The 14,833-nt window shown below is 64.1% G+C and carries 9 protein-coding genes; 6 read left to right on the top strand and 3 right to left on the bottom strand.

The genetic code is table 11. The annotated features are described in order from the left end of the window. Nucleotides 1–5 precede the first annotated feature (5 nt). Together DP939_RS05765 and DP939_RS05760 are read right to left on the bottom strand one after the other, a co-directional pair. Nucleotides 6–659 carry a protein kinase family protein gene (locus tag DP939_RS05765; protein ID WP_147267887.1) on the bottom strand — a complete coding sequence of 218 codons (654 nt, stop codon included), beginning with the start codon at nt 657–659 and terminating at the stop codon, nt 6–8. Nucleotides 660–735: 76 nt separating this feature from the next. Next, complete coding sequence (locus tag DP939_RS05760; protein ID WP_113979555.1) at nt 736–3,294, bottom strand: HelD family protein; 2,559 nt, start codon at nt 3,292–3,294, stop codon at nt 736–738. 337 nt (nt 3,295–3,631) lie between these two features. Between DP939_RS05760 and DP939_RS05755 the strand changes: the two genes are divergently transcribed. From DP939_RS05755 to DP939_RS05730, 6 genes are all read left to right on the top strand, one after another. Then, nucleotides 3,632–6,076: a type I restriction-modification system subunit M gene (locus DP939_RS05755; protein ID WP_113979554.1), complete on the top strand. Its 2,445-nt coding sequence runs from the start codon at nt 3,632–3,634 to the stop codon at nt 6,074–6,076. Next, complete coding sequence (locus DP939_RS05750; protein WP_113979553.1) at nt 6,069–7,208, top strand: restriction endonuclease subunit S; 1,140 nt, start codon at nt 6,069–6,071, stop codon at nt 7,206–7,208. Before DP939_RS05755 ends, DP939_RS05750 begins: the two co-directional genes overlap by 8 nt. Before the next feature lie 88 nt (nt 7,209–7,296). Further along, a complete protein-coding gene (locus DP939_RS05745; RefSeq protein WP_113979552.1) occupies nt 7,297–10,452 on the top strand; it encodes a type I restriction endonuclease subunit R in 3,156 nt (1,051 codons plus the stop codon). A 7-nt stretch (nt 10,453–10,459) separates the two neighbouring features. Further along, complete coding sequence (locus DP939_RS05740) at nt 10,460–11,176, top strand: M48 family metallopeptidase (RefSeq protein ID WP_113979551.1); 717 nt, start codon at nt 10,460–10,462, stop codon at nt 11,174–11,176. Beyond that, the gene (locus tag DP939_RS05735) at nt 11,176–12,984 is read left to right on the top strand and encodes an N-6 DNA methylase (protein ID WP_113979550.1); all 1,809 of its coding nucleotides are present in this window, start codon (nt 11,176–11,178) and stop codon (nt 12,982–12,984) included. The genes DP939_RS05740 and DP939_RS05735 overlap by 1 nt, the downstream gene beginning before the upstream one ends. A 15-nt stretch (nt 12,985–12,999) precedes the next feature. Next, nucleotides 13,000–14,442: a serine/threonine-protein kinase gene (locus DP939_RS05730; RefSeq protein ID WP_113979549.1), complete on the top strand. Its 1,443-nt coding sequence runs from the start codon at nt 13,000–13,002 to the stop codon at nt 14,440–14,442. A 210-nt stretch (nt 14,443–14,652) separates the two neighbouring features. Here the strand turns inward: DP939_RS05730 and DP939_RS46045 are convergent, their stop codons facing one another. Then, nucleotides 14,653–14,799: a hypothetical protein gene (locus DP939_RS46045; protein ID WP_158578476.1), complete on the bottom strand. Its 147-nt coding sequence runs from the start codon at nt 14,797–14,799 to the stop codon at nt 14,653–14,655. Nucleotides 14,800–14,833 lie beyond the last annotated feature (34 nt).

Below are 14,833 nucleotides of genomic sequence, written 5' to 3'. Positions count from 1 at the left end.
GGCCCCTAACCGTACTCGCTGACGATGTACGGCCTGCTGTTGTGGACGCCCACGTCGATCACCCGCGCGGTCGCGAATCCCGGCACCCGGCGAGCCGCGCTGGCCTCGGTAAGGAAGTCGTCCCGTTCAGTGAAGGATACTCGTGCATGCAACAGCTTGACGGCGACCTGCCCGCCGTCCGGAGAGCGAGCCAGGTAGACCTCGCCTTGGCCCCCTTGGCCGATCTTGGCGAGGAGTGCGTACGGCCCCACCCACGCCTGCGCCGGCCCTGATGACCCGCTCGGCGTCACCGGTCCGGGCCAGGTTCTCGGAACAGTCGCTGCAGGCGGGATCTTCTGTGGCAGGACTCGCTTGGCCAGGACGAAGAGGTGCGCCGCACCGCCGAGATAGGTGCCCATCCAGATCATCAACGTGAGGGTCCAGCGAGCATCCTCCTTCGGTACGTTCTCAAGGGCCCACGAGGCCGCGAACACCGCTCCCTCGACCGCGAGATACGCCGCCGCGAAGATCCATAGCGTTGTGTTGCAGAGCCGGTAGGCGGCATATCCGATCATGAACGGGATGGGTAACCCACCGCAGCAGCAGACCGGTATCAGTGCCCAGGCCAGGCTCTGACGCAGGCTCGTCTGGAGGGCGGCCCCATCGGGCCCGACAGTCATGAACCGCATGATATGTAGGCATTCCGTGCCAGCATCCGCTTCGCGAGGAGCCGTCATCATGGCCGGGCGGTTTCCGTCACTGCCCCAGAGCAGCCTCCACAGACGGACCGGCCCAGCCCGTCTCGGTCTTCCAGATGACCGAGACTTCGAAGAGCGTCTTGATGATGTCGACCGCCCACAGGTCCTGCGGCTCCTTCGGCAGGACGAGGAAGAGGCGGTCGATCTCCTTGTATTTGCCGCTGGCCCATTCGGCTTCTAGGAGCTTGGGCGCCACGGCACGGAGCTCGGCATAGGTGTCGACGTTCTGCGCTGAGATCACGTAGAATCCGAGCCCGCGCTCGTCCTCGCAGATGATGTCGGCGTACTCAGTATCCAGCAGGGGTTCGCGTTCGTTGCCGTACAACTCGGCTGCGAGCATGTGCTTGAGCCGGGCGTGTGCTGGTTGCTTCCGGCTCGCCGCCGCCTGCTCCTTGAGGAAGGCTCGAAACTCGTCCCCGTCGGCGAACCGCTCATTCTGGGACAAAGGGACAGCGTCGGTCTTCTTGATCTCGGTCACAGGCACCTTGACAGGCCCGCCTAGTTCGGCGGGCAGAGGGGACGAATGGAGCACCGTCAGGGACTGCGTGCACCGGGTCAGAGCGACGTAAAGCTGCCGAAGCCCCGTCGAACTCTGTTCGGCGAACAGATGCGGTTCTACCACCACGACGTGGTCGAACTCCAGACCCTTCGCCATGTGCGCGGGCATGACGGTGATCTGCTGCCCGATTCCCGGCAACGCTGACTCCTGGAAGGCGGCGATCCGCTGGACGAGTTCGGCATGGAATTCGTCCTGCGCCGGAGTCAGGACCGCGACGGAACGCGCCTGGTCGCCGTCCTTGATGGCCAGCCGCTGGGCCCTCGTGACCGTCTCGGTGAGGATGCGCTGTCGGGAGACCGGAACGATCTCCAAGGTGCCCGGCGACGAGGGTCGCACCGACTCCGGGATCACCGTGGAGGGCGAGATCTTCGTTCCCAGCATCGCGGCGAAGTTCATGACGTCGGCCGGCACCCGGTAGCCGATGCCGAGCTCGGCGATGTGCCAGCCTTCAGTGCCGGACAGGATGTCGGCCAGGCGCTCCCAGACGTCATACTGGCGAATCCCCGTGCTCTGCGCCAAGTCGCCGAGTACCGTCATCGAACCGGACGGACACCAGCGGGCCAGCGACTTGGCCTGCATGGGCGTCAGGTCCTGGGCTTCGTCGATGACCAGGTGGTGGTAGCGCCGTTCGTCCTCTCCGGTCAGAAGCCATCGGAGCTCCCCCAGGCAGACGAGGTCCTCGGCCGACCAGGGTTCGTCCGCGACCCGTCTGGCCTGCGGACGGACAAGGGCGGCCTGCTCGTCGAGGGTGAGCACGCCGAAAGCCGCAGCTGCGAGGCCGTCCTTGTCGGCGAGCAGTTGCCGATAGATCTGCTCGGCGCTGGACGACGGCCAGACGCGACTGATGAGCGTGGAAACGGCCGCGACCTTCTCCAACTGGCTACGGAGCCGGTCGTCGGTCTTCTTGACCCGAGTCGCTTCCGCGTACTGGGTCAGCAGCCAGTCGATGACGGTGTCGATGAAGCGGCGGCGGCGCACCTGGTAAGAGCCCCTCGCCGCACGAGCCGCCGAGGCCAGCCGGACGAGCTCGGCTTTGACGATCTCCAGCCGCGCACCACGGAAGTTGAAGCCCTCCTCGGCGGCGAGATCCTCGCGAATGAGGTTTTCGACCGCGTTGTGCAGCACCCTGGCCATCCGGTCATCCGACTTGACCAGGCGGGCGGCGACCGGATCGGTTCCCCGGACGTCGCCTAGCCAGAGCTCGGTGATGTCAACGGTCGCCACACCGCGGCTGCCCATCCGGGGCAGGACGTCACGAACGTACTGAAGGAACGCCTTGTGGGGGCCGACGACGAGCAGCTGGTCAGGGGTGAAGTGCTCATTGTCCAGCAACCAGGTGACGCGGTGCAGCCCGACCGCGGTCTTGCCGGTGCCCGGACCACCCTGGATGACGAGCACACCTTTTCGTTCGTCGGCCACCAGCCGGAGCTGGTCGCGCTGGATCGTTTCGACGATGTCGCGCATGACGCCGTCGCGAGCAAGATCCAGGTCGGCCAGAAGGAACAGGTCGGGCTCGTCGTCGACGACCGGAGCCGGAACGGTTTCACCCTTGGCGTTGATCACCTGGATCTCGGTGTCGCTGTAGTCGAGAACCTTGGGGCCGTCGCAGCGGAGCTGACGCTGTCGCCGTACACCCGCGGGATCTTCGGGAGTGGCCAGGCGCCAGGCGGTCGCCGTCTTGTTCGTCCACTTCACCAGCGCCAGCTCGCCCTGGGGGTCTCGTACGGTGGTGCGACCGATGTACCGGGTGAGCCTGTCGTCGGGGTCGTCAAGGAGATCGATCCGGGCGATCACGAGGGGATGACGGCCAAGATCCTCACGGCGTCCGTACTCCTTCGGCAGGTCCGGATGAGAGGACAGTCCCGCGTCCGGGCAATCCCCGAGGCTGCTCGCCCGGACGCTTTCGATTCGCTTCCGCTCCTGGTCGATGCAGTCGTAGATGTGATCCACGGCTAGCTGTTCCTCAGCGATCACCGCATTCCGATCGGCCGTGCTCATGGGGCCTCCGGGGGGGGGGGGGGAAGCAGTCGATGCCGGGGTGTTGGGAGCGGTCTAACGACGGCATGTCGAATCGATCTATCAGTCTTTGTGGCCCATGTCACTAGGCGGGCAACTGTGGCAGTCTGGAACGCCCTCCGCGAGGCAGCAGTAGCTTACTGTGATCCGAGTACACAGCCATAATGTAGGTGTTGACGGAAACGATACGTGTCTCTAGAGTCTGGTCCACAAGGACTGTTCACATCTGAAGCCCGGACGAACTGCGCGGACCCACGGTCACTGGGAGACTGGCCCCGGCACCCCTGACGCAGACCGACCGACCCAGAGAGGCCACCACGTGGCGAAGTTGACGTTGCCGCAGCTTGAGCGGCACCTGTTCGGCGCGGCCGATATTCTCCGCGGCAAGATGGACGCTTCGGAGTTCAAGGAGTACATCTTCGGGATGCTCTTCCTGAAGCGGGCCTCCGACCAGTTCGAGGTGGTCCGTAGCGAGGTCGTCGAGAAGCGGATGGCCGAAGGCAAGAGCCGCGAAGAAGCCGAGCGGATGGCCGAGGCGCGCGGCTTCTACCGCGGTGACAAGTTCTACGTGCCTCCGGAAGCCCGTTGGAGCCACATCAAGAACGAATCGCGTAAGAAGAACGTCGGAGACATGCTCAACAAGGCGCTTGGCGCCTTGGAGGAAGAGAACGTCGCAGCTCTCGAAGGCGTCCTGGAGCACATCGACTTCACCCGCAAGGTCGGCCAGTCCACGATCCCTGACAAGCGGCTGCAGCAGCTCGTCGACCACTTCTCCCGAGTACGGCTCCGCAACGAGGACTTCGAGTTCCCTGACCTGCTCGGCGCGGCCTATGAATACCTGATCGCCCAGTTCGCCGATTCCGCAGGCAAAAAGGGTGGCGAGTTCTACACGCCGCGTGGCGTCGTTCGCATGATGGTCCGCCTGGTCAAGCCTAGGCCGGGCATGGCCGTCTACGACCCGTGCGCTGGCTCGGGCGGCATGCTCATCCACGCCAAGGAGTACATCGACGAGCACGGCCTGGACTCGCGCGACCTGACCCTGGCCGGGCAGGAGTACAACGGCGGCACCTGGGCGGTGTCGAAGATGAACATGATCCTTCACGGCGTCCTCAACGCCCAGCTGGAGAACGACGACACGCTCGCCGAGCCCAGGCATCTCGTCGGGGGCGAGCTGATGCGCTTCGACCGCGTGCTCACCAATCCGCCCTTCTCCCTGAACTACTCCTCGGCCGACATGAAGCACAAGGAACGCTTCAAGTACGGCTACGCGCCCGAGACCGGGAAGAAGGCGGACCTCATGTTCGCCCAGCACGTCCTGGCGGTGCTGACCCCCGACGGCATCGGGGCCACGGTCATGCCACACGGCGTGCTGTTCCGCGGCGGCAAGGAGAAGGACATCCGCGAGGGCATCATCAAGGACGACCGTCTGGAAGCGGTCATCGGCCTGGCCCCCAACCTCTTCTACGGCACCGGCATCCCCGCCTGCGTCCTCGTCCTGCGCGGTACCGATCCGCGATCGGCCGAGCGACGCGGCAAGGTGCTCTTCATCAACGCCGACCGCGAGTTCACCGCTGGCCGCGCCCAGAACTACCTGGACCCGCAGCACGCCGAGAAGATCGTCGCGGCGTACGAGGCATATGAGGACATCCCCGGGTTCGCCCGGGTCGTAGACGTCGAAGAGCTCCGCGAGAACGACTTCAACCTCAACATCCGCCGCTACGTCGACAACACGCCGCCGCCCGAGCCGCAGGACGTCCGCGCTCACCTGCACGGCGGCGTGCCCAGGTCCGAGGTCGAGGCCAAGGCGGGGCTGTTCCGGGCGTTCGGCATCGACCCGGCGACGCTCTTCGCCGAGCGCGACGCCGACTACTTCGACTTCCTTCCCGAGGGCTGGCAGGCCACCGCCGCACGGCTACCCGCCCTAGCCGAACCTGCGGTGGCCCGGCTACGCGAGGCATTCGACGAGTGGTGGAGCCGCCACAGCAAGCGCCTGGTCGAACTGCCCAGCACGCGCAAGGTGATGGAGGTACGCGCCGAGCTGCTCGACTCCTTCGTGATCGAGCTGCTCCCCCTGGACATGCTCGACCGGTTCGAGCTGGCCGGCGTCGTGGCGGCCTGGTGGGGGGAGGCTCAGTACGACATCAAGACACTCGGCCTGAACGGATTCGAAGGGGTGGTGGATGGCTGGCTCACCACCATCGAATCGGCCTTCGCGCTGGACGAGGAGGACGTCGAGTACTGGGACAAGCAGAAGATCGCCGCCGAGAAACGCAAGGCCCGCGACCACCGCGTCGTTCCGGCGCTCATCCCCGACTACTTGGCTGAGCTCGACGAAGCCGAAGCGGCTTATGCTGAGCTGAGCGTCCAGCTCAAGGCCGCGACCGCCAAACCATCCGAAGAGGATGAGGAGGCGGACGAGCCCGCCGAAGACCAGCTTTCCGAAGCCGAGCTCAAAGCACTTAAATCTCGCACGGCCGTTGCCAGGAAGAAGGTCGCCGCGCTGGAGGACCACTTCATACCTCGCCTCCACATGGCCGTCGGCGCACTGGACGACTTTTCCCGCCACAACCTGGTCCTCGACGTACTCCGGATTCAGCTCTCGTCCCGCTTGGACTCCCGTACGGCCACTGCCCGCAGACTGTTCGAGAACGCGTTCCGCACGTGGGCGGACAAGTATGAGGTCACCCTCCGTGACCTAGAGACACAGCGTGAGGCGGCTGCTGCGCGTCTCGACACCTACCTAGAGGAGTTGGGCTATGCGTAAATTGCCGGACGGCTGGGCGCTTCATCGTCTATTGGACGTTGTCACGCTTCCCAAGGGCCAAGTAGACCCGCGACGCCATCCCTACTCGGACCAGCCCTTGATTGCCCCAGACCACATCGAGAGCCGGACTGGCCGGCTTCTCGAGGTGAGGACCGCTGCAGAGCAGGGAGCTATCAGCGGCAAGTATGCGATTGCACCGGGTGATGTTATCTACAGCAAAATCCGGCCTGCCCTACGAAAGGCGACGCTGGCCAAGTTCGACGGTATGTGCTCCGCCGACATGTACCCATTTCGGCCGACTGGCGCAATTGACTCAAGATACTTGCTTGCGGTGGTGCTTAGTGAGACCTTTTCGGCTTTCGCAGAAGCGGTATCCGGGCGCAGTGGAATCCCAAAGATTAATCGATCTGAGCTTCGTGATTATGTTCTTCCGCTACCTCCCATCGAGGAGCAGCAGCGGATCGCGGAGTTCCTCGCCGCCCTCGACGCGCTTATTCAACGTACCGAAGCTATTCTGGCAAAACAGCAGTCGGTTCAATCAGGCACTATCGCATGCCTTATGGTCGGCGACGCCCAGCCAAACTGGCAGCGCTCCACGTGCAGAGAAGCTTTCAAGCTGACGAGCGGAATGCCGTACCCATCCGCCATGTCAACTAGCGGCACTGTGCCCATCTATGGAGCAAGCGGGCTGTCGGGGCGCGGCCATCGTGAGCTAACCGCTGGGCCAACCTTTAGCATCGGTCGGGTGGGTGAAGGGGGTGTTGGTGTTGTTCATTACATTCCAGGCCCAGCATGGATCACTGATAATGCCCTATGGGCTAAATGGGTAGACCCTCGATGGGACGCAGAATTCATATCGTCATACCTCTCGTGGCTCAACTTGCGTCGGCTGCGCAGCCAGACAGGACAGCCCCTTGTAACGCAGGCGGTCATTGCACCGCTGGCGCTACCAATGCCCCCCATGGAAGATCAATTGAAGATTGTTGTAATTGTTCGCCAACTGAACACATCCATGCAACAGGTCGCTATGGAGAGGCAGAAGCTCCTCACGCTCAGGCAGGGACTCGTGGAGGACCTCCTGACTGGCCGCGTCCGAGGTGATGCGGCGGGCGCCGTGCTGGAGTGTCTTTAATCTCTCCTGCATGGTGACCCCATTGTAGTGCTGGGATGATTTGTCTGGAAACAGCGACAATAGAGAAGTTAGCGAGGGGAGTCGGCCGGTGACCGACTACGAATACCAGCTCGTCGAGAAGCCACTGATCGAGCAGCTCAAAAGTATGGGCTGGACGCACAGGGCGGGAGCCGAGCATGAGGCGCTGATTCCGCTCTATCCGAGGATGTCGGAGCGAGACAGCTTCGACGAGACGATCCTCGAAGACAAGCTGCGTGACGCCATCGAGCGTATCAACGGAACCTGGCTCGACGAGCACAAGGTGAGCCAGGCGGTAAACGCCATCACCCGGATCCCCACGACCAACCTGCTGGAAGCCAACAAGCAGGTAACCGACCTGTTGATCAGCGGAATACCTATCGAAGACCCGGCGACCGGAAAATCCCGGACCGTACACTACATCGACTGGGAGAACCGTCCGGGCAACAACGAGTTCACCGCGATCAGCCAGTTCCGGGTGGACATCCCGGGTACCGCCGGTCGCAAGTGGATCGTCCCCGACATCGTCCTCTTCGTGAACGGCGTCCCCCTGGCCGTCATCGAGTGCAAGAAGACCACCGCGAGCAATCTGAACAAGGCCGTCGGCGAGCTCCGCGACTACCGCGACAGCCGTACCGGACTCTTCCGGCCCGTCCAGCTGACGGTCGCGACAAGCGGTGAGGACGCCAGGCTTGGCACGTTGACCGCCGAGCTCGAACACTACGTGCCGTGGCGAGACCCGTACCCCATGACAATGAAGCAGCTCGCCGCCCGGCTGGGCAAGTCGGAAGAGCAGCTGAGGAGGCAAGAGGTCCTGGTCGCCGGCGTACTGCAACCGGACAATCTGCTCAACATCATCCACAACTTCGTCACGTTCATGACCACCGACGAGGGCGTCAACATCAAGGTCGCACCCCGCTACCAGCAGTTCCGGGCGGTCGAGCGGGCGGTCGAGCGACTACAGACGGGCAAGCCGGGGCAGCGTGGCGGCATCGTCTGGCACACCCAGGGATCGGGCAAGAGCCTCACCATGACCTTCCTGGTGCGGCGGTTACGGTCGCTGGACGGGCTGGCACACTACAAGGTCGTGGCGGTCACCGACCGTACCCAGCTACAGGACCAGCTCACCGAGACGATGGCGCTGAGCAACGAGAAGGTCGACGTCGCCAAGAGCACGGCACGGGCCAGGACTCTGCTCGGCCGCAAGGGCCCCGGGCTGGTTTTCGTGATGATCCAGAAGAACCAGAACGGTCAGCCCAAGGACCGCATGGAACTGGGTGAGATCAACACCGACGAGTCGATCGTCGTACTGATCGACGAGGTGCACCGCTCGCATACCGCCGCCCTCGGCGCCAACCTCCGCCAGGCCATGCCGAACGCCGCCCGGATCGGTTTCACCGGCACCCCGATCATGAAGAAGCGGGGACAGCGGAAGACCAGCGTGGAACTGTTCGGCCCGTTCATAGACACCTACCGCCTCCGCGAAGCGGAGGAGGACGGCGTGATCGTACCGATCCTCTACGAGGGCATCAAAGTCAAGGGCGCGCTCCAGAACGGCCAGGACATGGACGAACTCTTCGAGGAGGAGTTCGAGGAGCTGACCGACGAGGAACGCCAGCAGCTGCAGGCCCGCTGGGCCACCAAAGGCAACGTGTCGGCGGCACGGAAGCTGGTCGACGTCAAGGCCAAGCACATGCTCCGGCACTACGTGGACAAGGTGCTGCCCGAAGGCTTCAAGGCGCAGGTGGTCGCCCACGATCGGGAGACGACCGTACGCTACCGCGAAGCGCTCATGGAGGCCCGCGACGAGCTGGTCCGCGACATCGAGAACCTTCCGCCGCACCTGCTCACCCGGAACATCGAGGAGCTGAGGCCGCGTCAGGCGCAGCTCGTGAAGGCCCACAAGCAGCTGGACCTGCTGAAGCGAATGGACTTCGTACCGGTGATCTCCAAGGGGGACGCCGAACACGAGGACCGCTACGCCGAGTGGACCGATGAGGCCAAGCAGAAGACCCGGATCGAGGGCTTCACCCGACCCTTCGGCGAGAACGACATCGCGTTCGTCATCGTCAAGTCGATGCTGCTCACCGGATTCGACGCGCCGATCGAGCAGGTGATGTACCTCGATCGCAGGCTGGAGATGCACGACCTGCTGCAGGCCGTGGCGCGGGTGAACCGTACGGCCGGCAACAAGCCTTTTGGGTACGTCGTGGACTACCGTGGTGTGGCCCAGAACCTGGTGGAGGCGCTGCGCGTCTACGCCGACGAGGAATTCGAGACCGATGAGAGCGAGGACGTCTCAGGCGCACTGCGCGACCTGAAGACGGAGATCGGGAAGCTGGAGCCGCGCCGGCAGCGGCTTCGGATGATGTTCCGCGACTACACCGACATCGAAGGCTGCGTGCAGGAGCTGTCGGATCCGCAACTGCGTGACCGGTTCGGAGTGGAGCTGGCCCGCTTCTCGCGGACGGTCAACACTGTACTGCCCGACCCGGCGGCCACGCCGTACTTGGCCGACGCCAAGCACTTCGCGGTCATCAGGCTCACCGCGAACCGGCGCTACCGGATCGACGGCGGGGAGTTCGACCCCGGCGCGTACGGACAGAAGATCAAGCTGCTCATCGACGAGCACATCACCTCGCTCGGCATCGAGCAGCAACTGCCGCCCATCGCGCTGACGGCGACGAACTTCGCCGAGAAGGTCGAGGCGATGACCGGCGGCTCACGGGCCAAGGCGTCGGAGATGGAGAACGCCATCCGGCATCACATCACCGTCAACGCCGGCCAGGATCCGGCCCGCTACCAGCTGCTGAGCGAGCGACTGGAACAGATCCTGACCGAGCTCAAGGACGACTGGGACGCCCAGCTGCTGGCGTTCAAGGACCTGATGGCCGACGTGGTGGAGGACCGGCGGGACAACCCCCACGAGTTCAGCCCCGCCGAATTCGCTCTTTACGGCGTCCTGCTTCAGGAACTGGCCACCTCCGACGCGGACCTGGACGACCAGCGGTTCGTCAAGGCCACCCGGAAGATCATCCGGCTGGCCAGCCAGACCATCCACCGGCACGGCTTCTGGGACAAGCGTCCCGACGTCGCCGACTTCCGCGACGAGATCTTCGAGATCCTCGTGACCGCTGACCTCGGCGATGTCCATCAGCTGGAGAAGGTGGCGGACAAGGCCCGGGACGCCGTCAAGAACAACCGCGCGACGATCCCCAAAGTCTGACCCTGGCATGCTGGTGACCGTGAGTGAAATACCGGGAGTCCTGCGAGTCGGCGACCTGGAGGTCGCCGTCTCGGTGAGCGATCGGCGCAAGAGCGTGCGCCTGACCGTCGAACGGGACGCCTCGATTACCGCGGTCGTCCCACCCCAACTGTCGAAGTCCGAGCTGACCAAGGTGGTGCAGGACAAGAGACCCTGGCTGTACGGCAAGCTCGCCGAGAAACGAGAGCTGGGCGACGCTCCACCCGCCAAAGAGTTCGTCACCGGCGAGGGATTCCGCTATCTGGGCCGTTCCTATCGTCTGCGACTGGTGGACGCCGGCGAGGTGCGACTCATCCGGGGGCGTCTGGAGCTGCCCAGAGGAGGCGGCGCCAAGGAACTTGTCGGCTGGTATCGCCGCGTCGGTCACCCCTGGCTGTCGCAACGGGTGCGTCCCTGGGCGACGCGGCTCGGTGTCGAGGTGAGCGGATTGCGCGTCCGACCGCTCGGTTACAGATGGGGATCATGTTCGCGCGACGGGCACGTCAACATTAACTGGGCCACCATGCAACTGCCTCCAACTCTGATCGACTACGTGCTTGTTCACGAGCTTGCGCATATTCAGAGGCCTGATCACGGGTCCGAGTTCTGGAGCGCCGTAGAGCGGGCGCTGCCAGGGCATCAGGATTATCGCGAGCGGCTCCGCCGTGCCGGAAATGAGCTTTGGTTGCCGGAGAAGGGGCTCTGATGCAAGACGACGTCCTGGTCAATGCCGTTGACATCGCGCGGATGGCCGACGTCGGCCGGGCCGCGGTGAGTAACTGGCGCAAGCGGTTCGACGACTTTCCCCAACCTGTGGGTGGCACAGCCACAAGTCCTGCCTTCTCGCTGAATGAGGTGGAACAGTGGCTCCGTAATCATGATCGTTATGTCGAAGTGTCGCCGCTGGAACGGTTCTGGCAGCGATTGCGCAGCAGTGCTGACGACTTGCGTCTAGGCGAGGTAGTGGCCGAGGTCGGTGCGGTTCTGCTGGGGGAGAGCGCGGACCTTGATGATGCCCTGGCCAGGGAGGCTCGCGAAATCGGACAGGCGGAGGGTGCGATCGCCGCTTTCGACGGGATCTGCGAACGCTACGTCGATCTCCATTCCCGTCGTCTGCTGGCCACTCCACCAGCGGTGGCAAGGCTGATGACCACGATCGGTGGTACGGAGGGCGGCACGGTACTCGACCCGGCCTGTGGAATCGGCACGATATTGCTGGGAGCCCATGGCAGCCAGGTAGCGGGCCAGGAGCTGAATGAGAATGCCGCAAGACTAACCAGCGTCCGGCTCCGACTTCATAGCTATGAGGCGCAGGTCGAAGCCGGTGACTCGCTACGCGCCGATGCCTTTGCCGGCGTTCAGTTCGACGCCGTGGTGTGCAATCCGCCGTTCAACGAGCGCGGCTGGGGATACGAGGAGCTGACCAGCGATCCACGTTGGGAATTCGGGCTGCCGCCGCGCGGCGAGTCCGAACTCGCCTGGATGCAACACTGCCTGGCGCATGTGAAGCCAGGCGGGCTCGTCGTGATCATGATGCCGAGTGTGGCTGCCAATCGCCGTCCCGGCCGGCGAATCCGAGGAAATCTGCTGAGAGCTGGAACCTTGCGAGCCATCATCAGCCTCTTTCCCGGCGCCGCTCCCGCGTCCAGCGGCCCACCCGACCTGTGGGTGCTCCGCAAACTTGTCGAGGGGGATGAGCCGCCGTCGGACGTGTTGATGGTCAACGCGGGCGAGGACCTGACTCTGGCCGAGACGGCATGGCGGGCCTACTGCGAGAAGGCAGAGTTGCCGGAGAACAGTCGGGTGGTGCGCATCATCGATCTTCTCGATGAAGAGGTCGATCTGACGACGAGCCATCGAGTAGTGATGCAGGAGCCCACTTCCGGATATCCCGCGATGAGTGACCGCCTGTCATCAGTGGTGAAGGAACTCAGGCTTCCTCGGATCGCGGCGAAACCCCGCCGAGATCTCGTCATGACCAACCTTGGTGAGCTGGCTCGGGCAGGAGTCGTCACCATCATGCAGGGCCCGCTCAAACTTCCGGAGGGCGGTGACCTTCCCCTGCTCACGGCGAAGGACCTCTTGCTCAACCGAGAGCCCAGCGGCCGTACTCAGGACACTCCAGGTCTTGTCCGTGTTCAGAAGGGCGACGTGATCGCCTCCTTGCTCCTTTCCAGTGGCGCATTGCCACGGGTGGTGACCAAAGCAGGCGCTGTACTCGGAGCACAGCTTCTCCTTTTCCGAACCGATCCGGAGCGCCTCGATCCCTATTTTCTGGCCGGTTGTCTACGCGCCGAGGGTTCTACAGCGAGCCGTCACAGCTCGGCCGTCAGGAGAGACCCACGGCGGGCGTCGCTACCCAGACTTCCGATCGAGGAACAGCGCCGGTACGGAGAGTCGTTCGCTCAACTTCTCGCACTTGAGGACACAGTAAGAGCGTTGCGGGAGATCAGCGATAATCTTGTCGTCGCCGGGATCGACGGGCTTCTCGACGGTAGCCTGACCCCGGAGTAACCCCCGGGAGGCCTGGTGTCCCACTTTCTCGGCCGCTATCGGCTCGACCCGCTCAGGCTCGGCCACGGCGGAATGGGCGAGGTGTGGGGCGCCGATGACATCGTGCTCGACCGACGAGTGGCGATCAAGTTCGTCCTTCTCCCCGATGAGGAGCTGCACCAGAGGTTCACCCGGGAGGCCAAGGCGCTGTCCCGCCTCGCTCACCCGGGTGTTCCTGCTCTCTACGACTTCGGAACGGTCGACGGCCGCCACTACATGGTCATGCAGTTCATCGACGGGAATGGTCTCCATGACGTCATCGCTGAGCACGCACCGCTCTCCATCGGCTGGGTGGCGTCCATCGGCGCCCAGATAGCGACGGTCCTGGAGGCTGCTCATGAGCAAGGCATCCTGCACCGGGACCTGAAACCGTCCAATCTCATGCTTTGCCGAGACGGGTTGATTCGGGTCCTCGACTTCGGCCTGGCGTTCATCCATGACGCGGACATGACGATGCTCACCCAGACCGGACAGCAGCTCGGGACTGCCGCGTACATGTCTCCCGAGCAGGTCGAGGGCAAGCGGAGTACGAAGCACGCCGACATCTACTCCTTGGGATGCGTGCTCTACGAGGCGGCCACCGGCCACCGACTGTTCACCGGGCCCAATGACTACAGTGTGAAGACCCAGCACGTCACCACGTCGCCGGTGCCAGCCGGACGGCACCGGGCTGACATTCCACGGGGGCTGGACGAGCTGCTGATGGCCATGGTGGAGAAGGACCCGGCGGACAGGCCCGGCAGCGTTCGCGAAGTGTACGAGCGGCTCATGCCCTACCTCTCCGGTACCGCGCCGCTGGGCGACATGACCGATGCCCTCCCAAGCCCCTTGACGCTCTACGCCCGCGCCCTGAGCCGTACCACCATGACTGGCCCCGCTCTGCCAGCGACAGAATCCCGAGCCGTCCGAGACGATTTCAGCCACGGCGACGCTCGTCGTGCTCGCCGCAACGCTCAAACTCTGATCAGGGAGTCGCGGTACACCGAAGCCACCTCGATGCTGGAGGAGGCCCTCGCCCGTACGCCCTACGCGCCCGGACTGCGGGAACAACTGGCCGAGGCCTACATGGGCGCGGGTGACTACCGACGAGCAGCGCAGGGATTCAGCGAGTTGGCGGCGTCGAGCGAGCCGGGTCAGGCGTTCCACTACCGGCTCCAGGAGGCCACATGTCACGCTCAGCTAGGCGATGTTGACCTGGCACTGCACCTCTTGACGGCGCTGGTGGCCGATGTTCCAGAAGAAGATGACCCGCAAGCTCTGGAGCTTAGGCGCCAGATTGGCGAGCTGGAGCTAAGCTCCGGCTTCTTGGAACGGGCTCGGCGCACCCTCACCGCACTACTATCTGATCTTGAGCGAATCTATGGCACTGAGCATGCAGCGACGGAGCGCGTGCGGCAGTTGCTCACAGCAACACGATGATCTGTAGATCGGCTCAGCTGCTAAATATATGGGCCTGGCACACGGCATCGTCATCGCCACCGACGGGGTCGCCACCCTTGGCCCCACGGCGCCAATCTGTGGTGATCACCGGTTCCCCTGCACCTTGACGGTGCTATACGTCTTGACCTGTGAACACGCGCAAGGACGCGTCCAGCCCGTAGTACCTCATCGCGATCGCGCCCCTGTCCGCTACGGGTCTCGTTCGGCCTGCTGTTGTACGGCGGCTGCCTGACCCCATGCCTCCTGCTCGGCGACGTTGGGCTCGACGACAGCAGCGTCGGCCTGTTCGCGGGTCTGCCGGTTCTGCTCTACGGCTTCATCTTGGGCACTGCTCACCCGCTCGTCGGTGTCGCGCGGCGCGATCGCGGCG

The organism is Spongiactinospora rosea (assembly GCF_003315795.1).
In the GTDB taxonomy this organism is placed as follows: Bacteria; Actinomycetota; Actinomycetes; order Streptosporangiales; family Streptosporangiaceae; genus Spongiactinospora; species Spongiactinospora rosea.
This window is presented reverse-complemented; position numbering and strand designations above follow the sequence as displayed.